The 23845-nt window shown below is 42.8% G+C and carries 23 protein-coding genes; 15 read left to right on the forward strand and 8 right to left on the reverse strand.

Features of this window, described 5'->3' with window-relative positions; translation table 11 throughout:
* The first annotated feature begins 182 nt into the window (after positions 1–182).
* Complete coding sequence (locus AKG37_RS18205) at positions 183–1628, forward strand: SLC13 family permease (protein ID WP_060700132.1); 1446 nt, start codon at positions 183–185, stop codon at positions 1626–1628.
* A gap of 5 nt (positions 1629–1633) precedes the next feature.
* On the opposite strand, the gene AKG37_RS18210 is transcribed toward AKG37_RS18205, so the two are convergent.
* A complete protein-coding gene (locus tag AKG37_RS18210) occupies positions 1634–1999 on the reverse strand; it encodes a hypothetical protein (protein ID WP_060700112.1) in 366 nt (121 codons plus the stop codon).
* 83 nt (positions 2000–2082) lie between these two features.
* On the opposite strand from AKG37_RS18210, the gene AKG37_RS18215 reads away from it, so the two are divergent.
* Positions 2083–2310 carry a hypothetical protein gene (locus AKG37_RS18215; protein WP_039177063.1) on the forward strand — a complete coding sequence of 76 codons (228 nt, stop codon included), beginning with the start codon at positions 2083–2085 and terminating at the stop codon, positions 2308–2310.
* On the opposite strand, the gene AKG37_RS18220 is transcribed toward AKG37_RS18215, so the two are convergent.
* Positions 2291–2770, reverse strand: a complete 480-nt coding sequence (locus AKG37_RS18220; RefSeq protein ID WP_039177065.1) for an Hsp20/alpha crystallin family protein — start codon at positions 2768–2770, stop codon at positions 2291–2293. The two genes, AKG37_RS18215 and AKG37_RS18220, sit on opposite strands and share 20 nt — an antisense overlap.
* 65 nt (positions 2771–2835) lie before the next feature.
* Here AKG37_RS18220 and AKG37_RS18225 point away from each other — a divergent pair, with 65 nt between their 5' ends.
* Together AKG37_RS18225 and AKG37_RS18230 are read left to right on the forward strand one after the other, a co-directional pair.
* A complete protein-coding gene (locus AKG37_RS18225; RefSeq protein WP_003213975.1) occupies positions 2836–3093 on the forward strand; it encodes a hypothetical protein in 258 nt (85 codons plus the stop codon).
* 6 nt (positions 3094–3099) lie between these two features.
* Positions 3100–3333 carry a hypothetical protein gene (locus AKG37_RS18230; protein ID WP_008344178.1) on the forward strand — a complete coding sequence of 78 codons (234 nt, stop codon included), beginning with the start codon at positions 3100–3102 and terminating at the stop codon, positions 3331–3333.
* Positions 3334–3369: 36 nt separating this feature from the next.
* On the opposite strand, the gene AKG37_RS18235 is transcribed toward AKG37_RS18230, so the two are convergent.
* Entirely contained in the window at positions 3370–4761 is a 1392-nt protein-coding gene (locus AKG37_RS18235; protein WP_060700113.1) for a branched-chain amino acid transporter BcaP, read from the reverse strand.
* A gap of 180 nt (positions 4762–4941) precedes the next feature.
* Positions 4942–6015 (reverse strand): tetratricopeptide repeat-containing glycosyltransferase family 2 protein, encoded by a 1074-nt coding sequence (locus tag AKG37_RS18240; RefSeq protein WP_060700114.1) that lies wholly within the window; start codon positions 6013–6015, stop codon positions 4942–4944.
* A 133-nt stretch (positions 6016–6148) separates the two neighbouring features.
* Between AKG37_RS18240 and AKG37_RS18245 the strand changes: the two genes are divergently transcribed.
* The gene (locus AKG37_RS18245) at positions 6149–8041 is read left to right on the forward strand and encodes an ABC-F family ATP-binding cassette domain-containing protein (RefSeq protein WP_060700115.1); all 1893 of its coding nucleotides are present in this window, start codon (positions 6149–6151) and stop codon (positions 8039–8041) included.
* Positions 8042–8071: 30 nt separating this feature from the next.
* Here AKG37_RS18245 and folE2 read toward each other — a convergent pair whose 3' ends face one another.
* Positions 8072–8968, reverse strand: coding sequence for a GTP cyclohydrolase FolE2 (folE2, locus tag AKG37_RS18250; protein ID WP_060700116.1), 897 nt, complete (start codon positions 8966–8968; stop codon positions 8072–8074).
* Between the two features lie 143 nt (positions 8969–9111).
* Between folE2 and AKG37_RS18255 the strand changes: the two genes are divergently transcribed.
* Together AKG37_RS18255 and AKG37_RS18260 are read left to right on the forward strand one after the other, a co-directional pair.
* Positions 9112–9537, forward strand: a complete 426-nt coding sequence (locus AKG37_RS18255) for a MerR family transcriptional regulator (RefSeq protein ID WP_060700117.1) — start codon at positions 9112–9114, stop codon at positions 9535–9537.
* A 56-nt stretch (positions 9538–9593) separates the two neighbouring features.
* Positions 9594–10787 (forward strand): MFS transporter, encoded by a 1194-nt coding sequence (locus AKG37_RS18260; RefSeq protein WP_060700118.1) that lies wholly within the window; start codon positions 9594–9596, stop codon positions 10785–10787.
* A gap of 43 nt (positions 10788–10830) precedes the next feature.
* On the opposite strand, the gene AKG37_RS18265 is transcribed toward AKG37_RS18260, so the two are convergent.
* On the reverse strand, positions 10831–12384 hold the full coding sequence (locus tag AKG37_RS18265) for an ABC-F family ATP-binding cassette domain-containing protein (protein WP_025092670.1): 1554 nt from the start codon (positions 12382–12384) through the stop codon (positions 10831–10833).
* A 152-nt stretch (positions 12385–12536) separates the two neighbouring features.
* Here AKG37_RS18265 and AKG37_RS18270 point away from each other — a divergent pair, with 152 nt between their 5' ends.
* Positions 12537–13679 carry a DEAD/DEAH box helicase gene (locus AKG37_RS18270; protein ID WP_060700119.1) on the forward strand — a complete coding sequence of 381 codons (1143 nt, stop codon included), beginning with the start codon at positions 12537–12539 and terminating at the stop codon, positions 13677–13679.
* A 34-nt stretch (positions 13680–13713) separates the two neighbouring features.
* Here AKG37_RS18270 and AKG37_RS18275 read toward each other — a convergent pair whose 3' ends face one another.
* Together AKG37_RS18275 and AKG37_RS18280 are read right to left on the reverse strand one after the other, a co-directional pair.
* Complete coding sequence (locus AKG37_RS18275) at positions 13714–14718, reverse strand: NADP-dependent oxidoreductase (RefSeq protein ID WP_060700120.1); 1005 nt, start codon at positions 14716–14718, stop codon at positions 13714–13716.
* 120 nt (positions 14719–14838) lie between these two features.
* On the reverse strand, positions 14839–15216 hold the full coding sequence (locus AKG37_RS18280) for a YfmB family protein (RefSeq protein WP_060700121.1): 378 nt from the start codon (positions 15214–15216) through the stop codon (positions 14839–14841).
* A 221-nt stretch (positions 15217–15437) separates the two neighbouring features.
* On the opposite strand from AKG37_RS18280, the gene AKG37_RS18285 reads away from it, so the two are divergent.
* The 7 genes from AKG37_RS18285 to AKG37_RS19340 all read left to right on the forward strand — a co-directional run.
* The gene (locus AKG37_RS18285) at positions 15438–15785 is read left to right on the forward strand and encodes a YflT domain-containing protein (RefSeq protein ID WP_060700122.1); all 348 of its coding nucleotides are present in this window, start codon (positions 15438–15440) and stop codon (positions 15783–15785) included.
* Between the two features lie 958 nt (positions 15786–16743).
* Entirely contained in the window at positions 16744–17400 is a 657-nt protein-coding gene (locus tag AKG37_RS18290; protein ID WP_060700123.1) for a class I SAM-dependent methyltransferase, read from the forward strand.
* A 284-nt stretch (positions 17401–17684) separates the two neighbouring features.
* Positions 17685–18410, forward strand: coding sequence for a GTP cyclohydrolase II (locus AKG37_RS18295; RefSeq protein ID WP_060700124.1), 726 nt, complete (start codon positions 17685–17687; stop codon positions 18408–18410).
* 32 nt (positions 18411–18442) lie between these two features.
* A complete protein-coding gene (locus AKG37_RS18300) occupies positions 18443–19246 on the forward strand; it encodes a formylglycine-generating enzyme family protein (protein WP_060700125.1) in 804 nt (267 codons plus the stop codon).
* 4 nt (positions 19247–19250) lie between these two features.
* Positions 19251–21008 (forward strand): WD40 repeat domain-containing protein, encoded by a 1758-nt coding sequence (locus AKG37_RS18305; protein WP_060700126.1) that lies wholly within the window; start codon positions 19251–19253, stop codon positions 21006–21008.
* A 284-nt stretch (positions 21009–21292) separates the two neighbouring features.
* The gene (gene ribD, locus AKG37_RS18310; RefSeq protein ID WP_060700127.1) at positions 21293–22378 is read left to right on the forward strand and encodes a bifunctional diaminohydroxyphosphoribosylaminopyrimidine deaminase/5-amino-6-(5-phosphoribosylamino)uracil reductase RibD; all 1086 of its coding nucleotides are present in this window, start codon (positions 21293–21295) and stop codon (positions 22376–22378) included.
* Positions 22379–22488: 110 nt separating this feature from the next.
* A partial coding sequence (locus AKG37_RS19340) for a collagen-like protein (protein ID WP_160316329.1) occupies positions 22489–23845 on the forward strand: 1357 nt, incomplete at its 3' end.

Here is a 23845-nt window from a genome sequence, read left to right on the forward strand (position 1 = left end):
ATTTGTATAGTTTCTCATAGAAACCTTACGGGTGAGACGGGACAAACGAACTGTGGTTTGTCCTTTATGGTGCTGATTTTCACCGTATGAAACATGACTTTCTGCCTGTTCTTTATAAAAAGGAAATCACTTTAAATCATCGAAGGATCATAAGGACAAAATCGCTTGAAAGCGATGACAAAATGGAGGGATGTTTCATCGCATATCAAAAAGTCAATATTACAGGATTATGGCTTGGGCCGTGTTTATTTCTCATCCTCATGCTTTTCATCCCAGAGACTGAACTGGCCTATGCACCTAAGGTGGTACTTGCCGTGACAGCCTGGACAGCTGCTTGGTGGGTGACAGAGGCATTGCCGATTCCGGCAACATCTCTTTTACCGATTATTTTGCTGCCAACACTTGGAGGGCTGCCGATGGATGCAGCGGCAAGATCTTATGGTGACCCGATTGTCTTTATGTATATGGGTGGTTTTATGATTGCGATTGCCATTGAGAAGTGGCACTTACATCGACGAATGGCGCTGCATATCCTCAGCTTCATTGGGACAAGAAGTGATCGTATCGTGCTCGGTATCATGGTATCTACAGCTTTTTTATCTTTATGGATTTCAAATGCAGCGACTGCTTTAATGATGCTTCCTGTTGCACTGGCGATTATTAAAGAAGTGAAAGCGAATCAGATTTTAACAGGGCTTTCTCTTGAAAAGTTTAGTAAGAGCATCCTGTTATCGGTTGCGTATTCTGCTTCCATCGGCGGCTTGGCAACACTCGTCGGCACAGTACCAAATGCAGTGTTTGCCGCGATGTCCAAAAAATTATTGGATCGAGAAATCATGTTTTTTGAATGGTTTTTATTTGGTTTTCCTGTCACGGTTGTGATGCTGTTTCTCTTATACTTATATTTAACTAAAATCCAGTTTCGAGTGGAGCAGCAGGGTGATATGACAGCACACTTCATTCAAAAGGATTTGAAGGATCTGGGGAAGATCAAGCAAGAGGAGAAATGGGTTCTTGCGGTTTTTCTCATGACAGCATGTTTATGGATTTTTAAATCTTTTTTGTTCGGAGGAATCTATGTATCTGATACTTCGATTGCAATCTTTGGTGCGATACTGCTTTTTCTCATTCCATCAACTACTGGTGAAAGAATCCTAGAATGGCCTGATATGAAACAGCTTCCTTGGGGAATGCTACTTTTATTTGGAGGCGGTTTGTCGCTTGCCACTGGATTTGCAGAAACCGATTTGACGGGCTGGATGGGGGAGAAGCTTCAACTGTTAAACGGTCTTTCTTATCTCATGATCGTGGTCATTTTAACAGCGGCTGTTCTTTTTATGACTGAATTTATGTCAAACACAGCTGTTGCCAATATGGTGATTCCGATCACTGTGGGGCTTGGTCTAGCGATTGGCATAGAGCCGTATGGTTTAATGGCTGCGGCTGCTTTGGCTTCCTCTTGTGCGTTTATGCTGCCGATTTCCACACCGCCTAATGCCGCTGTCTTTAGTGCGGATATGCTGAAAATATCTGATATGGTCAGGGCCGGTTTTTGGTTAAATATCATGAGTATTGTGGCGATTGTTCTTGCGGTCTATTTCTGGCTGCCAATTGTGCTGAAAAGCTGAATTGGTTAAGAAGATGACCTTGATCGAAAGGATACTGTCGGTGCTGGGTTTTCCTTTTCTTTTTCCTTTGGCTGCGGCATTGCGGCTGATTTTTTGAGCGGCGTGTCCTTTGGGGTGTAATAGGTTGCCCCAATATTGAGCCTGCCTTGAAGCTGGTCGATAGAAAGCTCTCCAAACTCTAAATGGTAATCAATTTTGTCCACATGTAGGGATTCGATATGAATGTGTGTATCCTCTGAGACAGGAGGAGCTGGTGCAGACATTTTTTGCTCAAGAGCAGTGAGTCTTTTTTCCAGCTCAATGACAGATTGAGGTGGACAGGATTCAGTTTTTTTAAAGAGTGATTGAATGAAATGTTTCAAGTAGACCACAACCTTTTCTTCCGCCTTGCTCTAGTCTATGGAAAAGCTATCGCATATATACTTATAGAGATGACAAGAAAGGGGAGAAGCACATGCTGCCTACTCAGATTCACATTGCCCATATGAAAACGAACTCGATTGGCACAGGATCATCCATGACGTTTGGCTCGACATTTGTTCGTAATCACTGCAGTACGATTAAAAGAAACAATGGTTTTGGAGAGCAGAATGCTGATGGCGTGATCACGATCCTGCCAATTGAAACAATTGATGATCGTGATCAAATAGACGCAGTGAGTATTAATATTCGTCATCTATGATAATAGCCGTCGCTTTTCCTTCATCTTTTTGCAGGCGGATGTAAAGCACACCGTCTTTAAAGGCAGCATTCATTTGACCAAGTATCATCTCTGGAAGGCGGATTTTCTTTTCAAATGGACCATATTTGCCTTGCTTTTGGCGAAAGTCCTGCTCATTAAAAAAGGAAAAACGCTGTCCTTTCACTACTAAATATTCACCATATGATAACACCTGAACATCTTCCTTTCTGTAGCCAGGCAAATAAATTAAGTACTGAATTTCGGTAGGCGTTTCCACCATGTCGATTGGCGGAAACGACGCATCTGATCCGCGCTGATCCTGCTGTGTGAATGTAAATGGTGATGGACCGTTTGCCATAAAGGGGGATCTTTGCTCATCATCGAAGATCATTTTCCAAAAATCATCTCCATGCATTTGCTGGGCAATATCCATCCACTGCTTCATTTTTTCGAAGTCCATGTGAAGACCTCCCGTTAACATACTTGATGGGTGCTTGCATATACCTATAAAAAGGAGGTTTATCTGTGGTTCAACCAACTCCGTATATCAATATTAATATTTTCATGTTAAAAATTAATTCCTTTGAAAATGCGTCGGCGGTGAATGTCGGACAAAATTTGTTAGCAGAGTGGCAAAACTCAGATAAAAAAAATCAGGGTTACGGACAGAATTTTGGAGATGCCAGCGGTTTTGTCGGTACAAAAAGCCATGTAGATGATCGAGATCAAGTGGACTCACCTGCCTCTTTTTCGCCAGCAGCTAAACCTATTCAAAGGAAGTGACGTGTGATGTTATTCTCACCCTCAGTCGTCAATGTCGGTGCTTTTAAAATCAATGCAATGGATCGGGGTGCATCACTGACGCTAGGGCCTTATCAGCAGATCGATTATTTTCTCTCGATGAAATTGAACCAAGGCTTTGGTGAGGACAATGGAGATTGTTCACCGCTTGTCATTCCGATTTCAAGCGTGTTAGATCCAGATATGGTGGATTCAAATTCAGTCAAAAACAGCGTGATTTAAGCAAAAAAAGAGACCGGGAATCCCCGTGTCTCTTTTCTAATGTGTTTTATTCAGATGGCTTTTTCGTCTTGCATAGGTGAAATAGACAACAACACCGATGGCGATCCAGATGAGAAAAGCTCTCCATGTCTCCCATTTAAGTGTGGCAGCCAATGTCATACAAATGATCGCACTGATAATCGGAAGAACAGGCACGAACGGTACTTTAAACGCTGCTTTAAGATTCGGATGTTTTTTCCGTAAAATGATGACCGAAATGGAAATCACCGTAAAGGCTGCCAGTGTACCGATGCTGACTAAATTGGCGAGCGTTGATAAATTCACAAAACCTACAATACATGCTGCGATAGCCCCTGTCAGCCAAGTGTTGGCAACGGGCGTTTGTGATTTTGGATGAACCTTTGAGAAAATGTTTGGCATGAGTCCATCACGGCTCATCGCAAATGTTAAGCGAACCTGTGCAAATACCAGGGCGATGAGAACCGTTGTGATCCCAATAATGGCACCGGCTGATATGATACCAGCCACACTATTAAGACCAACCACTTGAAGGGCAAATGCGACAGGATCACTCACATTCAGCTTCGTATAGTGAACCATGCCGGTTAAAACAAAGGAAACCCCAATGTATAAAATGGTACAAACACCGAGCGCTCCCATAATTCCGATCGGCATCGCTTTTTGCGGATTTTTGACCTCTTCAGATGCATTGGCGATCGCATCGAATCCAAGGTAAGCAAAAAAGACGGTTGCCGCGCCTGCAATCACGCCTTCAAAGCCCATTGGCATAAAGGGTGTCCAGTTTTCAGGTTTGACGTAAGCAAAGCCTGAAATGATGAAGAGAAGGACGATGGCAATTTTGATCAGCACAATAATGTTATTCAGCTTTGTACTTTCTTTGACGCCTCTTGAGACAATAAAGGTGATCAGCAAAATAATGAGTGCGCCTGGGAGATTAAAGACGGCCCCATCAGCGGCTCCCGGTGCAGCTGATAAAGCTTTCGGTATATGAAGACCGAATCCACTGAGCAGTGATTGAAAATAGGACGACCATCCACTTGCCACAGCAGAGAGGGCAATGACATATTCAAGCATGAGATCCCAGCCCATTAAAAAGGCGAGAAATTCCCCAAGTGTTGCGTAGGAATACGTATAGACGCTTCCTGACACAGGAATAGACGAGGAGAATTCAGCGTAACAAAAAGCGGCAAGGGCACATGCGATCGCAGCTAAAATAAAAGATATAATAATCGCAGGTCCTGCATCATTTGCCGCAGCAACCCCCGTAATCACAAAGATTCCAGTCCCGACCACACAGCCAATGCCAAGCAAGATTAAATCAAACGTATTTAATGAACGACTGAGCCGCTTCGTTTGACTTTCAAGCATGAGCTGGTCGAGAGATTTTTTTCGAAATAAAGAGCTCATGTGTACCTCCTAATGGATAAATCTTTTCGTAAGACGAATGTTAGTATATGCGTAAATAACAATTTAGTCAATTGGTTGAAAAACGCTTTAAATCACTAAAGTGTTAAATGCCACAACCGAAGAAGTGTATAAAAAGAGACATCCGCCGGCAGATAGAAGGCGGATGTGATCACCGGCGATTTAAGTTTGTTCAGCAAATATTTTTTCATTGTAAAGCACACTTGGATGGGTTGGATAATGGGCGGAGGAGGCAAGATGATGTGTTTTGGCTTGCTCCAGGTCGCCGAGCTGATAATAACAATAGCAAAGCTGAAGGTGAGGGTACCACGTTTTATATTGTGTGAGTGTGAAGGCTGTTTCGTTTTCCGGAGCCTTCAGCGCCTGCTCATACCAAAAGATGGCCGCTTGGTGTTTATTTTGTATTTTTAGATGATCTCCGATCCGGCAGCAAAATTCTGGCCGAGGCTGATCATATAAGAAGGAACGTAATAATGAGGATAAGGCCGCTTCCTCGAAGCCAACGGCATAATAGCAGTCCGCTAAATATTGGCATGTGCGGATTTCATCCTCAATCCAGCACTGTTTTGTGTTTAAAAATTCATGATAAAAACGAATCGCCCTGACATGCTGCCCGTTGTCCCTTAATTCATTGGCAAAGTAAAAGAGATCACGCGGCGTCATGTCTTCACCTTTTGCTAGCATGTCTTCATAAATGCGCAGGTTGCGTCCAGGCTCACCAGTTGTTGTTTTCTTGCGCTTTTGATGTGTGACGGCTATATCGGCTGGAAAGATGTTGCCATACACTTGAAGAAACTCATGAACGGCCCCGTACCACTGAAAGTTTAAAGCACGCTTCACAAGCCGATTTCTTCTATATTTAAAATTCACCTGACCATCTTCATCGAATCCCACATGATAAAACATCGAGACCGCATCCACCGAGGAATCAAGTGTCTGCTTGAGCTGAAGAAATTTTTGGCGGTCTTCTTCAAGCAGAACATCGTCAGCATCGAGCCATAAAATATATTCTTTCTCTGCATGCGAGAAAGCAAAGTTGCGGGCTTTTGCAAAATGCTGGACCCATTCAAAATCCAGCACCTTTGCTGAAAAGGAGTGAGCGATCTCCTTCGTTCGATCTGTTGATCCTGTATCAACGATGATCATCTCATCTACAATGTCTTGAACAGAAGAAAGACAGTCTGCTAGCACCTCCTCTTCATTTTTCACAATCATACATAAGCTAATGGTTATCATCTTTAGATCACCTCTTCATAGTGTATCGAGCATCAAAAGGAAACATTCTTTTCAGCGGCGGGTTTTTTAAAACTAGTTTTCTGCTACGGGCTGATTTAAAATAAAGAAAGAATCTATGTAAGGGCTGATAAAAATGAGTTTATTGAATGTTGAAGGATTATATAAAACCTATGGCGAGAAAACGCTGTTTGATCATATTTCTTTTCATATAGAACCAAAAGAACGCATCGGACTAATTGGACCAAACGGAACAGGAAAGTCAACGCTATTAAAGGTCATTGCAGGACTTGAATCGTTCGAGGAGGGTGACATCACGAAAGCAGGGACACTTGATATCGAATTTCTCGAGCAAGACCCTGAAATGAGCGGGAATGAAACGATTCTTGACTACATTTTTTCTGGTACAGCACCAATGATTCAAACAATGAAGGCGTATGAAAAGACGCTTGCCGAATTAGAGCATGATCCGCAAAATGAGGCAAAACAAGAGGCGCTGATGCGTATGCAGAATCGAATGGATCAGGAAGACGCATGGGATGCGAATCTGTCAGCAAAAACGATTTTGACAAAGCTTGGCGTCAAAGATGTGAGCCGCTCTGTTCATGCATTATCAGGCGGACAGAAAAAGCGTGTCGCCATTGCTAAAAATTTAATTCAGCCTGCAGGTTTGCTGATTTTAGATGAGCCAACCAACCATCTTGATAATGCAACGATTGAATGGCTCGAGGGATATTTGAGCCAATACAGCGGTGCTGTCATCCTCGTGACGCACGATCGTTATTTCTTAAACCGTGTGGCCAATCGGATTTATGAGTTAAATCAAGGACAGCTCTATACGTATAAAGGAAATTATGAAGTCTTTTTAGAAAAAAGAGCGGAGCGAGAAGCAGAGGCTCAGGTGAAAGAAACGAAGCGTCAAAACCTACTCAGACGAGAGCTTGCATGGCTGAGACGAGGAGCAAAGGCTAGAACGACAAAGCAAAAAGCACGCATCGGCAGAGTTGAAGAGCTGAAGGATCAAAAAGGCCCTGATGCGAAGGGAGAGCTTGATTTCGCCATCGGTTCGCACCGCCTAGGCAAACAAGTGATAGAGGCAGAAGACTTGTCGATTTCATTTGCTGGCCAAAACCTTGTGGAGCGGTTTACAGATTTAGTCGTGCCTGGCGACCGTATTGGATTTATTGGACCGAATGGAGTCGGCAAAACCACTTTACTGAACTGTTTAGCGGGTAAAATTGAGCCAACCACAGGACAATTGACCATTGGACAAACCGTTCGTATTGGATATTACACGCAGGATCACAAGGAAATGAATGAAGAGCTGACCATCATTGAGTACATCAAGGAAACAGCTGAGATTGTCAAAACATCTGATGGTGCCATTGTGACAGCAGAGCAGATGCTGGAGCGGTTCCTTTTCTCAAGATCCATGCAGCGGACGTTTATTCGCAAGCTGTCCGGGGGAGAACGCCGCAGATTGTACTTATTGAAAGTCTTAATGGAAGAGCCGAATGTTCTCTTTTTAGATGAGCCGACGAACGATCTTGATACGGAGACCCTCAGCATTTTAGAGGATTATTTAGAGCAGTTCCCTGGTGTTGTCATGACGGTATCGCATGATCGTTATTTCTTAGACCGTGTTGTTCATCGTCTGCTTGTCTTTGAGGGAAATGGACGCATTTCACACTTCCAAGGCGCTTACAGCGAATACATGGAGCAGGAAAAAGAGCAGAAGCGGACAGAGTCAAGGCCTGCTGAGAAACAAGTAGAAGCTGCGCCTAAAAAGAGAAAAAAGCTCTCTTATAAAGACCAGCTGGAATGGGACGGAATTGAAGACCGAATACAGGCATTAGAGGAAAAACATCAGCAGCTCGAAGCCAGCATTGCAGAGGCAGGGAGCGATTTTGGAAAAATTCAAGAGCTGATGGACGAGCAAAAAGCCGTTGCTGAAGAACTAGAACAAGCAATGGACCGTTGGACAGAACTGTCGCTCATGATTGAGGAATTAGAAAGTAATGAATCATAAAGATGTGGAAATTAAAACCTGTAGAGCGATCTACAGGTTTTTTTCATATGAACATTTCGCATAAGCATCATGCTGATGAATAGATTCTTCATTACGGCACTCGACTTGAAAGCCTTGAATCCATGGCTGCTCATATAATTCGATGGCTATTAACCTCGTCATATCTTCTACAAAGCGTGGATTTTCATAAGCCTCTTCAGTCACTTTCTTTTCATCAGGTCTTTTGAGCACGGGATATAGCGGTGCACTCGCATTCGACTCAATGATCTGTAAAAGTGCGGCTTTCATGTCGTCCGGAAGCGGTGCATGTTCAAACAACTTTACTTGAATGGAAACAGAGCCGCGCTGATTATGTGCACCATATTCACTGATTTCCTTGGAGCAAGGACATAATGTAGTGACCTGTGCATCGCAGCCAACATGACAGGTCCATCCATCCTTTTCGTGAAAATGGACGTCATATTTGATAGTCGCATGCATCAAGCCTGACTTCCCGGTGACCGGGCTTTGTTTTTCCATGTACCATGGAAAGGAAACGTGAACCGACGCAGTAGACTGATTCATTTGCAGAGCGAGCGCTGCTGTCAATTCTTTTAGGGCATTTACATCAAGAGGCTTACTGCTCTCATAAAACATGTGCAGCTGTTCGCTGGGACGGCTCATATGAATCCCTTTTTGGTGAGCTGCTAGTGATGTACTCAGTGTAAATGCAGCGGCAGTTGTTTGATGCTGTGGTGCCGTCTTAGACATGATATGTACTGGATAGGACATGCGGCAGATCCCCACTTGTTCAAGATGAAAATAAAAGTCCTGCTCTGTTTTTTGGATGTCCGTCATGTCCTCTTTTTGACAAGGCTTCGTTCCAAGACTTGGCGGTACAGACCCGAATAGCTGATGCCGTACTTCTTTAGGTGGAAATGAGCGCATAGGGTACCTCCTTTAAATCGTAATTATTCCTATTTATTTTGCTATAAGAAGCGAAAGAAATCAAGAGCTAAAACTTTAACGTTTACGTTAAGGTTATAAAGGTGTATAATAAAACATGAATTGATGAGCAGGAGGCACTGGCGATGGAATGGATGAAAATTGATCAAGTGGCGAAAAGAAGCGGTCTGACAAAACGAACGATTCGTTTCTATGAAGAGATTGGTTTATTATCAGCACCAAAGCGGACAGAGGGCGGTGTCAGACTTTACTCAGAGGACGACATGGAAGAACTAGAAAAAGTGATGCAGGCAAAAGAGGTACTCGGCTTTTCTTTACAGGAGCTTCAATCGTTTATGGAAATAGGAAAGCAGCTAGAGCTGAATAAAGAAGGCTACTTGCTGTCGCTTGATCCAAAGGAACGATTAGAGAAGATTTTAGATATTGATGCACAGCTGACCGTGCAGCATCAATTGATTACAAAAAAGCTTGAAACGATTCAATCCTTTAAAAAGGATCTTGAAACGATGAAAGAAAGAGCGGCTCATGCGATTGAGCAATTACAAAAATAAACACCTCTGCGTGTTTATTTTATTTTGTCAACAATTGAAAGAAAGGTTCTGATGGAATGAAGGAAGAAGAAGTGTTGAAACAGCGGACAAGTTTGCTTAGGCAGCCAAAGGCAGTTTGGGCTGTTGCCTTTGCGTGTGTCATCTCGTTTATGGGAATTGGTCTTGTAGACCCAATTCTGCCAGCCATTGCATCGCAATTGCATGCGTCTCCAAGTCAGGTTTCTCTTTTATTTACAAGCTACTTACTTGTGACTGGCTTTGTGATGTTTTTTACCGGCTTTATTTCTAGTCGTATTGGTGCGAAATGGACGTTATTAGTTGGACTCATTTTTATTATTGTCTTTTCTGCTTTAGGCGGTACCTCTTCAACGATTAATGGATTAATTGGCTTTAGAGGCGGATGGGGCATTGGGAATGCTTTATTCATTTCAACGGCACTATCAGTGATTGTCGGTGTGTCTGTTGGAGGAAGTGCGAAGGCCATCATTTTATATGAGGCAGCACTAGGTCTTGGGATTTCCGTTGGACCTCTGCTTGGCGGTGAGCTTGGAACAATCTCTTGGCGCGGACCATTCTTTGGTGTTGCTGTGTTAATGCTGATTGCTCTTTTAGCAATTACCTTTATGCTTCCACCTATGCAAAAGCCGCAGAAAAAGGTGAAATTATTTGAGGCTGTCGGAGCATTAAAATATAAAGGACTTTTAACGATGGCATCTGCCGCTTTCTTATATAATTTTGGCTTCTTTGTTCTTTTAGCGTATTCGCCATTTGTGCTCCATCTTGATGAACATGGACTTGGTTATGTTTTCTTTGGATGGGGGCTGTTTTTGGCTGTGACATCCGTCTTCTCAGCGCCAGTCATTCATCGCAAGCTTGGGACATTGACCTCTCTTGTCGTTTTGTTTGCTTCGTTTGCGGTGATTTTACTTGGCATTGGGGTATGGACGTCACATGTTGTCGTCGTTATTTGCGGTATTGTCATTGCTGGGGGAATTCTCGGTATGATCAATACAGTGCTCACGACGGCTGTAATGGGTTCAGCACCGGTTGAGCGTTCAATTGCATCATCCTCATATAGTGCTGTACGGTTTATTGGAGGTGCGATTGCTCCTTGGATTGCCGGAGTTCTCGCTGAAAGCTATACAGCTAGTACACCTTACTATGTAGGGGCTGCTGTCGTTCTCTTGGGCATGGTCATTCTGCTCCTTGGGCGTAAGCATCTGATGAATATTCAAGCAGGTCATGAATAGAAAAAAGCCTTATATCTGAAAAAGATATAAGGCTTTTTTGCCGTTATAATACTTTTGTTGTCCAAGATTCGCAATTCCAAGTTTCAGTTGCAACATCTTGATAAAATTCAGGTTCGTGAGAAATCAATAAGACGCTGCCTTTATATTCTTTTAAAGCGCGTTTTAGTTCTTCTTTTGCATCAACATCCAAGTGGTTTGTCGGCTCATCGAGAACAAGTAAGTTGGTTTCTTCGTTGATCAGCTTGCAAAGACGCACTTTTGCTTTTTCTCCACCGCTTAAAACAGACACGCGGCTTTCAATATGTTTTGTCGTTAATCCGCATTTTGCTAGAGCGGCTCTGACTTCATATTGCGTGTAAGAAGGGAAGGTGCTCCATACCTCTTCAATACAGGTATTGCTGTTTTGCTCTTTTACTTCTTGCTCAAAGTAGCCAATATGCAAGAATTCTCCGCGTTCCACCTCACCAGAAATTGGCGTGATTTCTCCAAGAAGACTTCGAAGTAATGTCGTTTTTCCAATACCGTTAGCACCGTATAATGCAATTTTTTGTCCGCGTTCCATTTTTAAGTTCAATGGACGAGAGAGCGGTTCATCATAACCGATCACTAAATCTTTCGTTTCAAAAATCAGTTTCCCGGAAGTACGTGCTTGTTTAAAGTGGAATTCTGGCTTTGGCTTTTCAGCTGCGAGTTCAATCATATCCATCTTATCGAGTTTCTTTTGACGGGACATCGCCATATTTCTTGTGCTGACACGTGCTTTGTTTCTTGCGACAAAATCTTTTAATTCAGCCACTTCCTGCTGCTGCCTTTTGTAGGCTGCTTCGAGCTGCTGCTTTTTGACTTCGTACACTTGTTTAAATTGGTCGTAATCACCAACATAGCGTGTCAGCTCTTGATTTTCAACATGATAAATCAAGTTAATGACACTGTTTAGGAACGGAATATCATGTGAAATGAGGATAAACGCATTTTCATATTCCTGTAAATAGCGCTTCAGCCACTCAATATGCTGCTCATCTAAATAGTTGGTCGGCTCATCGAGAAGGAGAATTTCTGGCTTTTCTAAAAGCAATTTCGCTAGCAGCACCTTCGTACGCTGACCGCCGCTGAGTTCCGTCACATCACGGTCCAGTCCAAGATCTGTTAACCCAAGACCTCTAGCAATTTCTTCAACCTTGGAATCAATGATATAGAAATCATTGTTTGTCAGTGCATCCTGAATGACGCCCACTTCCTCTAACAGCTTTTCCAGCTCATCAGGATCGGCTTCACCCATTTTTCCATAAATGTCATTCATTGCGGCTTCCATAGAGAATAAATAATGGAATGCATCTTGAAGAACTTCACGGATCGTTCTGCCTTTTTCTAGCACGGTATGCTGATCAAGATAGCCGACACGGACATTTTTCGCCCATTCAACCTTTCCTGCATCTGGCTCCAGCTTGCCAGTAATAATATTCATAAACGTTGACTTTCCTTCACCGTTGGCGCCGATTAAGCCGACATGCTCGCCTTTTAATAAACGGAAGGAGACTTCGTGGAAAATGGCTCTGTCGCCAAAGCCATGACTTAAATCTTTAACAGATAATATCATTTTTTACACCTCAAATAGATTCAAAACGGCTAGTGCCTCTCATGATTATATCGAACTGTCCGGCTCGATAAAAGCATCAAAAGAAAAATTGCGTTTCAAAGCTGATTTTGAGATACTTAAGGATAGATTGAATGAGGATAAAGGAGATCGACATGACGGAAAATTGGGCATTTTTAAAAGAAGCCAAGCCATTTATTCAAGAAAACTTTCAAGCGGCGGGCTTCGCAAAACCAACAGCAATACAAGAAAAAACAGCAGAGTGGATTACGGAGAAGCGTGATGTGATCGCAGAATCACCAACTGGAACGGGGAAGACACTTGCGTATGTTCTGCCGCTTTTAAATAAAATTGATGTCACGATTAAGCACCCACAAGTCTTAATCTTGGCACCTTCAAGAGAGCTTGTGATGCAAATTTTTGATGTGGTGCAAGAGTTCAAACAAGGATCAGATATTAAAGCGATCTCCTTGATTGGTGGAGCAAACATCAAAAAGCAGCAAGAAAAACTAAAGAAACACCCAAACATCGTTGTCGCGACACCTGGCCGCGTACAAGAATTAATCAAAATCAAGAAATTGAAAATGCATGAAATCAAAACAATCGTGTTAGACGAAGCCGATCAGCTGCTTGTGCCAGAGCATATGAAAACGATCCAAGGGATCATTAAGTCCACATTAAAAGAAAGACAAATCCTTTGTTTTTCTGCAACGTTGAAAGATGAAACGGTTCAACTGATTAAAGAAATGACATCTGAACCAGAAGTATTGAAAATTGCCAGAAGTGAGGAAGAAGCGCAGAAAGTGGGTCACTATTATCTGTTATGTGATCAGCGTGACAAAGTGAAATTACTGCAAAAGCTATCACGTCTTGAGGACATGCAGGCGCTCGTTTTTGTGCGTGATATTACGAACTTAAGTATTTATGCAGAGAAATTGGCGTATCACCATGTCGATCTTGGTGTGCTTCATAGTGAAGCGAAAAAAGCAGAGCGCGCTGTGATCTTAAAGGCATTTGAACAGCATGAATTCCCGCTTCTTCTAGCAACCGATATTGCAGCAAGGGGCATCGACATTGATGATCTGCCGTATGTGATCCATGCAGACCTGCCAAATGAAGAAGGCTATATTCACCGTTCAGGCAGAACGGGACGCGCAGGTAAAGAAGGGGCCGTCATCAGTCTTGTTACACCTCAAGAGCATTCGATGCTCAAAAAAATGGCGAAAAAGCTGAATCTTTCTCTTCAGGAAATTATTTATAAGCAAGGGCAGCTGCATCTTGCGCCCAAACAGGCATAAAAAAGGACCCTTCCATATGGAGGGTCCTTTCTTGTTATGAAATTTTGACAAGCTGTTTTCCGACATTTTCCCCTTTGAATAGTCCAAGGAATGCATCGGGAATGTTGTCAAAACCTTCGATAATGGTTTCTTTGTAAGTCAGTTTGTCTTCTTTTACCCATTGTGCGAGATCCTTTGCTGCCTCTCCAAAACGATCTGAATAGTTGGCAACAATGAAGCCTTGCATCAATGCGCTTGTTTTAATGAGTTTTGTTTGCACACGCGGTCCGATATCCTCACTTGCGCTAATGTTATAAGAAGAAATAGCGCCGCATACTGGAATGCGTGCAAAACGATTCAAATGATTCATCACCGCATCTGAAATCTCGCCGCCTACATTGTCAAAGTACACATCAACGCCGTTAGGACAGGCTTTTGCAATCGCATCATCTAAATCATTAGTTGTTTTATAATTAATCGTTTCATCAAAGCCCAATTCTTTTAAATAAGCGAGTTTATCATCAGATCCGGCAATTCCAACGACGTGTGCGCCTTTGATTTTAGCAATTTGTCCAACAACGGAACCAACGGCACCTGCCGCTCCAGAAATGACAACTGTTTCGCCCTCTTTTGGCTGACCAATCGCAAGCAGGCCGAAGTAGGCGGTTTGCCCTGGCATACCTAAAATCCCTAAATAATAGGACAATGGCGCAATGGACGGATCAATTTTAGTCAGAGATTCAGCTTTGGCAGTGGAAAATTCCTGCCATCCTAGAAATCCAAGAACAAAATCACCTTTTTCAAATTGAGGTGATTTCGACTCAACGACCTCTCCGACAACACCGCCCTGAATCACTTCATTTAGCTTGAACGGAGGTGTATAGGATTTTGTATCCTGCATTCGCCCTCTCATATAAGGATCTACAGAAACATATTTCGTTTGAATCAAGACTTCTCCATCTTGCGGGACAGGTACATCTACTGTTTCAAAATGAAAAACATCTTTTGTGGGTAATCCTTTTGGACGTTTGGCTAATTGAATTTGCTTTTGTTGACTCATGTCAAATCCTCCCTTTCACTTGCAGCCTAGATTTACATTAACATGATGCTTCTTTTCGTTCAAAACATACGGTCTTTTCAAAACACATAAAAAAAAGCAGCCGCCATCTCATCGACAGGGCTACTTTTTTTGAAGAGATACAGAGAGGAGCGGCGGGAGGCAACCGAACAGCTGATACACATCCGCATCACGTTCTTTTAACAAATATTCGTTTGCATTTTGCATGGAGGCTTTCATCATATCGCGCGTCACAAAAGGAAAAAGGATATTCAAGTATGAGGACAACAGGTCTTGTGGATCTTGTTCAATTGACTCGATATCTCCAATGTTAATAATGATGGAAAAGAGATAATCAATGGAGATGCGAAAGTGCTGTTCAGCAAACAACGTAAGCGGCTTTGCATTTGCTTCTTCAGGATTCCACTTTTGAAAAAGCTGTTTCACCAAATCACTGACAACCCAAGCATTAAACTGCTGCTCAGCTGAAAAATAATACATCAGCTCTACCTCATTTCTAGCCTCCAGTATAAGAATTGTACAACAAATCAATAGGATTGAACATTATAATTCAGAAAATTTAGTCAATTTTACGGGATTTTTGTCAAAAATAAGTCAATAGGCTCGGTCCGTTCATCAAGCAAAATGGATGTGCTCGTAGAAGGTTTAATGGCAAAAGTGACGGGTAAAAGAATCGTAAGACGTTAAAGGAGGAATATAAAATGAAACCTGTTGTAAGAGAGTATTCAAATGATGAAACACTTCAACGAGATGTAGAGCAATTAAAAGAACTCGGTGTTGCAAGAGAGGACATTTATGTTCTGTCCCATGACGATGATCGAACAGAGCGTATTGCAAACAATGCAGATGCCAATACGATTGGTCCAAGAGAGGTCGGACTTAAACATGCTGTTGGAAACATCTTTAGTAAAAAGGGCGATGAGCTCCGCAATAAAATTCATGAAATTGGTTTCTCTAAAGAAGAAGCTGAAACTTTTGAAGAACATTTAGACGAAGGAAAAGTCCTTCTCTTTGTGACAGACCATGAAAAAGTGAAAACCTGGGCATAAACGCCAGCTGAAAAAAAGCCTCTTACTTTTGTAAGGGGCTTTTTTTCATGCCAACTTTTCTGAAGAAGAGGCTGATTCTTTTTTACTATAATAAGAAAAAACAGCACAATGGAATAAATAGTAAAATATCTAATTGAAAATGTAGTTATACCAAATATAATCACCGAAAAACAGAAAAGAATAGTCAAAATATCACAAAAAATCATTCGGGAAATAATCATTGTATCTATCTAATTTGATTTAAAATGAAATAAAAATCTTGTGTAATTTAGTAGATAAATTTCTTAGTTCTATTGGTTTAAGTTGTATTTTTGTGTAGAAATAAGTGTTTTGAGGTCAAAAAACCACGAAAAATACCTGTATTTTCAATTAGAAAATTCATTCTAATGTTTAGGAAATAATTTGTTGACAAAATAATCTAAAAACAATATATTTGGCTTATTCCAGTCATTATGGAATTAGTTGTTAAATTTCCGGCGGATTTATTCGAAGCATATTCTAGTGAAAGGTGGTGGCACGGAACCAAGGCGTAAGCACCTCTAAGAGAAGATTTTGCTGAAAAAATGTCTACGTAAAAAAGAAAAAATAGTCCTTTACTTAAAAAATGATAGCCGGTCTAATACAGTAGATTGATCTTTCTACTATGAATACTTGGCAAGAGATATTCAAAAGTTGTTAGTTCCTGTACAGAAGAGAAAGCGGTTTCAAAAAAGTTTGAACGGTGAAGGAGGTGAACTCATATGAAAAAAAGAGATAACAAGCTGAGGCGTTGCAGCTTTCGAACGGCTGCATATGAGGATGCATGCTGAAAAAGAAGAGTGAACATGTGGGATGCTTCTCTCCTTTTTCAGAAAAACAGATTTTCCTAAAAAATCCATCTCTCATTTTAACATAAGGTTTTTGGCTTGAAAACCACCTTTGCCCGAAAAGACGATTGTGAATTGAAGGAGGTTTCGTGATGAAAAAGGCTTTGTATCATGAAGACAGTGGGTTGTATTTAGAAAAGATGCGCATGGCATTTCAAGAGCATTATGAGCAAAGAACAGATATGTGGTCCACTGATTCATCCTTAACAGACGCAGCTGTGATGTCATTAAAGGCATGGCGTTCAAGAGAAAAGAATGGACTTGCTTCTGTACTGGATATCGGATGCGGGAACGGCCGTGCACTTGACCATTTAAATGGGCTTTCCACGTATGTCGGTATCGACTTGTATGAGCATGAGGAGTGGGCAGTGTTGCAGAAAAGAGAAACGGTTCCTGTCTATTTTGTTCATCAAGATTTTATGTCATGGTCGATGGATCAGGGGCGCGGGATGCAGTTTGATTTGATTTTAGATCATGGCTGCTTTCATCATCAACATCCTGATGATCATGAACGTTACTTAAAACAGGTCTCCTCTTTACTTTATGAAGGCGGTGTCTTTTCACTTGTTGTTTGGGGAGAAGAATGGAGAACAGGGTTAATCGGAGAAGATGGCCGCTTCCATTTTTCATTTTCAGATTCTCAGCTTGGCGAAAAAATTTGTACATCAGGTCTTGAGCTTGTGTCCATATCACCGCTAAAAGCGAAGGCTGGAATGAGCCAGCATCATGTCATTGCCGTCAAAATCTAGTACAAAGGTAAGTCACCTAAACTAGCAGAGGTGTTCATTCTAAGAAAGAGCGACTGCGATCAAGTGAGCTTGCTGCTCCAACAGAGAGAAAGCGTATGAAGCGAAATTTCTGCTCTTTTGTACTAGAAAAGGACAAGGTCTGATCGATGAGAGACATCGTATATCCATTTCCTTCTGCTGAGTTCGGGAGCACACATTTTGAGGGAGTGTGTAAACATATTCATCACTCCATCACTGCGCTATGGGAGTGGATTTAGGCGCAGTGATGAATAGGGGGGAGACAAATGAACAAGTTTGTAGCTGAGTTACAATCCATGATCCATCATATTACCTTTCAAGAAAAACACTATTTACTCGTGGGGCCGGTGAACCTGCCGATTTCCATTCAACATGAAGAAGTGCCATTTAAATGGTATGCCTTCTCACCTGTTGAACGGGAGACAAAGCCAACGATTGAATCTATTGTCCAAATGAGTACAGCGCAGCAAACCTTTTCCTCTTGTCTCTTATATGGCGACTTTGAAAATGAAGTGCCGCCGCTAGTGCGAATCCATAGTGTCTGCCAAACAGGGGATGTGTTTGGGTCACTGAAATGTGATTGTGGACCGCAGCTTGCGTTATCGCTGAAGAAAATCACCGATTACGGAAAAGGCATGCTCGTGTATATGGCCAATCAAGAAGGACGATCTATTGGGCTGATGGCGAAAGCATTGACGTATAAATTACAGGAAATGCAGCTGGATACATTTGAAGCCAACCGTCTGATCGGCTGCGGCGATGATGATCGGCATTACGAGGAAGCAGCGGCTGTTTTGCACTATTTGAACAACGGAAAACCATTGCACTTATTAACGAACAATCCAGATAAAGTCGACTCAATTGCGGCTTACGGTCTTCCTGTTTTTCGGTTTGATCATACAGTCGAAGCCTCTCTCTACAATGAAGCCTATTTAAAGGCAAAAGCAGCCTCAGGACATATGGTCGATGAGAAAAAATTAATTAATCAATAGACGAGTTTATTTAAAGAAGGCGGGAGAAAAGCGTGAAACCTGATATCAATTGGATTCAAATCCCAAGCGGCTATGCAACAATTGGCAGTAATGAAGAAGATATGAAAAAGGCATCAGAATTCTGGAAGGACAAGCTGCTCAATCCAACCTACGGCCGTGAGAAAAAATTTCAAAAATGGCTATACAAAGAATTTCCATCCTATCAGCCGTATATCAACGAATTTTTTATCTCAGATACGGTTGTCACCAATGAATGGTATCAAAGCTATTGTGATGAAACGGGTCAGGCGTATCCGGAGAGCTTAACGAACGAAGAACTTGGCGGGGGAAAAGATCATCCAGCTTGGGGCATGGAGATCGAGGAAGCCTTTTCGTTCTGCCAGTGGCTCAGCGGGAAACTTGGGATTGATGTTTCGATTCCTACTGAAGAAGAATGGGAGTATGCTGCCCGTGGGAACTCGAGAAATCAATACCCGTGGGGAGATGAGTTTGATCCTTCTTACTGCAATACGCACGAATCAAATCTTGAAAAAACGACGCCTGTCCATCATTACGAAAAGGGCAGATCCTTATTCGGTCTTTATGATATGGGAGGCAACGTCGAGGAATGGGTCAACACGAAATATCACGTATATGAAGGCGGCATTGAGGTTGTAGATGATTTAACGGAAACGCTCGGAAGTGATTACTACATTTTAAAAGGCGGCTCCTTCGCAAGAGGCGGAGATTTATGCAGAGTTGCAAGAAGACACGGGAAACACCCAGATCCGGTTTTTCGGTTTACTGGTTTTCGTTTAGTGACTCGTCAAAAACAACATATAAAGGTGGGAGTGTAAAACCATGCATAGAGGACCAATTACATCCGTTTTATCAACTCAGCACGACCAAATTGTCTACACAGGAGGGTATGACCGCTGTATTTATCAGTGGAACAGAGCAACAGGAGAAGGAACGTTCATTGGCAGTCACGAGCATATCATTAACTCTTTATCTCTTTCTGAAAACGGAAAGTATCTTGCGAGTGCATCGTCAGACTATACCATTCAATTATATGATACAAGCACACATACCCTAATTCGCACTCTGTTTGGTCATGCGGATGATGTAGAAGCCGTTGCTTTTGCGAAGCAGGATACCTTGCTTGTATCCGTGTCCAGAGATAGAAGATGCTTAGTCTGGGATATCGAAACGGGAGCTATTTTAAGAGAATTTCATGGTCATAGCAAAGATGTATTAGCTGTATGGATACATGGTGATAAAGCTTATACAACAGGTGATGATGGCTATGTCCTCGTCTGGCTGTATGAGACAGGAGATATTTTAGGGGAAATCGGTCCGTTTGATTATGAGCTGGACACAATTAGCGGAAGTAATCAGAAAGAAGTGTTCGCACTTGGCAGAGATGATGGAACTGTCATCATTTATGATGCAGCTACTTTACAGGAGAAGAAAATCATCAAAGCCCATTTACAAGGCGTCAAGCGAGTGAATTTTTCTCCAAGCGGCAATTACTTGCTGACAGCAGGCTACGATCATTTAATCAAGTTGTGGAATTATGAAACAGGTGATTTAGTCGATACACTGCTGCCTCATAAATATCAATGGGAGCGCTCGCTTGTCTGGACGGAGGATGAGAAATCCATTCTAGGAGCCAGCTTTGGAAAAACGTATTGTGAATGGTCGATCGAAAAGGGAGAAGTCGTATCAGATGAGATTGAAATGGCGACACCATCTATTAATGATATTGCGCTGACTGATGCAGGAGATATCATTACCGCATCAGATGACGGAAAATTCAGAAAGAATGGGGTCGAAATCGCTAAATCGACAGGCGTTTTAACAAATGGAGTAGCTGTTGCACGGGATGGAAGCTATTATGCGTGGGGAGATCATGCAAGTCAAGTGCATATTGTTCATGAGTCATTGCAGCAAATGGTTTCGTTCGATCTCAACACAGGACCAGTCAACAGCGTCTATTTCCACGAGGAGGATCGTCAATTTTATATTGGAACGTATGGCGGTTATGTACATGTCATTTCGACAGAACACTTAAAGGAAATCGGCCGTTCCAAAGCACACGATTGTGCGGTCAAAGCATTAAAGGTAGAAGGAGATCATATCATCACAGCCGCGGTTGAAGGAACCATCTGTCTTTTAGATAAGAAGAGTCTGTCCTTAAAAGCGGAATACATCGGTGCGACAGAGCTGTTAAATGATGTCTTTATTGATAGCAAAAGAGACCGTATTGCTATTGTGAGCCGTGACAAAAATGTGAGATTGTTTGATTTGCATACAGGAAGAATTTTAGACCAGCATAACGAACACCAGTATTCTATTAAATCGGTCACTGTCACAGACTCTGGCTATATTGTGAGCGGAGATTATTGGGGCTATATCGTTGTGTGGAATCCAGAGCTAGATGTCAATACAGGCCCAATTAGAATTGCCCAAAATGGGATTAGTGCCATCAGACAATTAGGCAATGATGTATACGCAAGCTCATATGATGGCGGGATTTATCATATTCGAGAAGATGGGTCGTATACAGAAGTACTTCGCTTATTTGAACAATTTCCGAAAGAATTAATCTCTCATTAAGAAAAAAGAATGTAAGCGGGGGATTCTCATGATAAGTGTTTGCAAGGAACATATGAAAAAAGGTCTCACTGTACTCAATTGTCCGCATGTGCTTCTCATTAATAAATATGAATGTCGCAAATGCTGTTTTTGTAAACAACGAGCATCGTATAAACTTTTTTATTCCTTGCCTTACTATGATCGATCTGAAAAGCAACGGATGGAAAAAATATAGCACATGAGAATAGAACTCCTTCAGGAAATGAAGGAGTTCTTTCCCTTGAAAGAGAGGAAAGGAGATTCACATGAAAGACGATGTTTTTTATATGGAGCTGGCGATTGCTAACGCAAAGGCCATGAAAGGGCAAACCTCGCCAAATCCGCTTGTCGGAGCAGTGATTGTACAAAAAGGTGAGATCGTTGGAATAGGTGCTCACATGAAGGCGGGCGAACCGCATGCTGAAATTCATGCGCTGCAAATGGCAGGAGAAAAGGCGAGGGGAGCTCATCTGTATGTGACGCTCGAACCTTGTTCACATCATGGAAAAACAGGTCCTTGCACGCAAGCCATTATAAAGAGCGGGGTGAAACGTGTGGTCATTGCCACTCAAGACCCAAATCCGCTTGTAGCAGGTAAAGGGATTGCCGTGTTGAAGCAGTCAGGTATAGAAGTAGAAGTAGGAATATGTAAACAGGAAGCGGACACCTTAAATCTGCCTTTTTTTCATTCCATTCAATCAGAGCTTCCTTATGTCATACTAAAAACAGCCATTTCGTTAGATGGGAAAATCGCCACAGCTCATCATGAAAGCAAATGGATCACAGGAACAGAAGCGAGGCAAGAAGTACAGCAATTACGTCAAGAAGCAGATGCTGTGATAACAGGGGTCGAAACGATCATTCAAGATGATGCTGGTCTCATTGTGAAAGATTCGATCATGACTCAGCCCATTCGTGTCATTTTAGATTCCACATTAAGGATTCCGCTGCATGCGAAATGTTTAAACGATCATATGGCAGAAACCATTATTTGTACTTCAAACAAGCACGATCAAAAAAAGTATCATCAATTGGTGCAAAAAGGACATCAGGTCTTTGTCACAAGCGGAAAAAATCGGACAGATCTCCATGACGTGTTACGCATGCTGAAGAAGCGCGCTGTCATGTCGGTACTTGTGGAGGCAGGGGGCAGTGTGAGCGCGTCCTTTTTAGAAGCTTCACTTGTAAATGAAGCCATTATTTATATGGCACCGTTATTAATCGGAGGGAAAGACGCGCCTACTTTTTTTGAAGGAGAAGGGATGAAAACATTAAAAGAAGCCATCCGTCCAGTAGATATTGATTATTGTATGGTAGGAAAAGATTTGAAAATGACAATGAGGATTCAATGAAAGAATGACCTTGTGCATAGAGTGCAAGGTCTTTTATCTTTCTAAATAAAAATTAAAATGTACATACACCTTTCTTGGTCGTGATGAATACGATGGATGGGGGTGATTCCATGAGAAGATGTAGACAATGCGGAAAGACATATCCAACTCATTCGACAGACCACTACCAAAAAGGAAGCTGGTACGATGCGTATAAGGATGATGGCTGGGAATGTGATAGTTGTAAGAAAGGAAAGTCAGGGAGACCAGGTAAACCAGTGAAAAATCCTTGCTGCGGGAAAGATCCTTGTGTGTGTGTCATTCAAGGTCCGCCAGGAGGAAGAGGAAGAAGAGGCCCAGCAGGTCCGGCGGGGGCAGTGGGTCCAGCGGGTCCAGCAGGCCCAGCAGGTCCAATCGGTCCAACAGGCATAGGGTTAACAGGAATCCTTGCATTTGATCCAGCAGTAGCGCCAACCTACCCAGTAGGTCAAGTGGTGACGTACGATGGCAGTACGTATGTGGTCAATTCAGCACCGCCATTAGGAGCACCAGATACGTCGGCGGATTATACGTTATTAGCCGCTGCGGGGGCAACGGGTACAGGACCAACAGGTGTCACTGGAGATCCAGGACCAACGGGAGAGACAGGAGCAACAGGAGCAACAGGTGTAGGTTTAACTGGGGTCGTACCGTTTGATGCGGGTGCAGCGCCAGGATATCCAGTAGGTCAAGTGGTGACATATGACGGTGGAACGTACCTTGTGAACACAGCATCGCCAACAGGTACACCGGATACATCACCAGATTATACGCTTTTAGCCGCTGCAGGGGCGACCGGAGTTACAGGAGCCACCGGCGTCACCGGAGCAACGGGAGAAATAGGTCCAACTGGAGTCACCGGTACGGGTGTAACAGGTGTAACAGGAGGAACTGGTGCAACTGGTGTCAGGGGAGCAACAGGTGCCACAGGAGAAACGGGTGCAACTGGCGTCACCGGAGCAACGGGAGAAATAGGTCCAACAGGAGCTACAGGCACGGGTGTAACAGGAGCAACAGGAGCCACCGGAGCGACTGGAGTTGGATTATCCGGCGTCGTAGTGTTTGATCCAGCAGTAGCACCGACGTATCCAGTAGGCCAAGTGGTGACGTATGAAGGTGGAACTTATATCGTCAACACAGCACCACCAACAGGCACACCGGATACGTCCCCAGACTATACGTTATTAGCAGCCGCAGGCGCGACCGGCATTACTGGAGCAACCGGCGTCACCGGAGCCACAGGGGAAACCGGAGCAACTGGCGTCACGGGAGCAACGGGAGAAATTGGTCCAACAGGAGCTACAGGCACTGGTGTAACAGGGGCAACAGGAGCCACAGGAATCACCGGAGCGACTGGAGTTGGATTATCCGGCGTCGTAGTGTTTGATCCAGCAGTAGCACCGACGTATCCAGTAGGCCAAGTGGTGACGTATGAAGGTGGAACTTATA

Origin of the sequence: Bacillus australimaris (genome assembly GCF_001307105.1) — a bacterium.
GTDB lineage: Bacteria > Bacillota > Bacilli > Bacillales > Bacillaceae > Bacillus > Bacillus australimaris.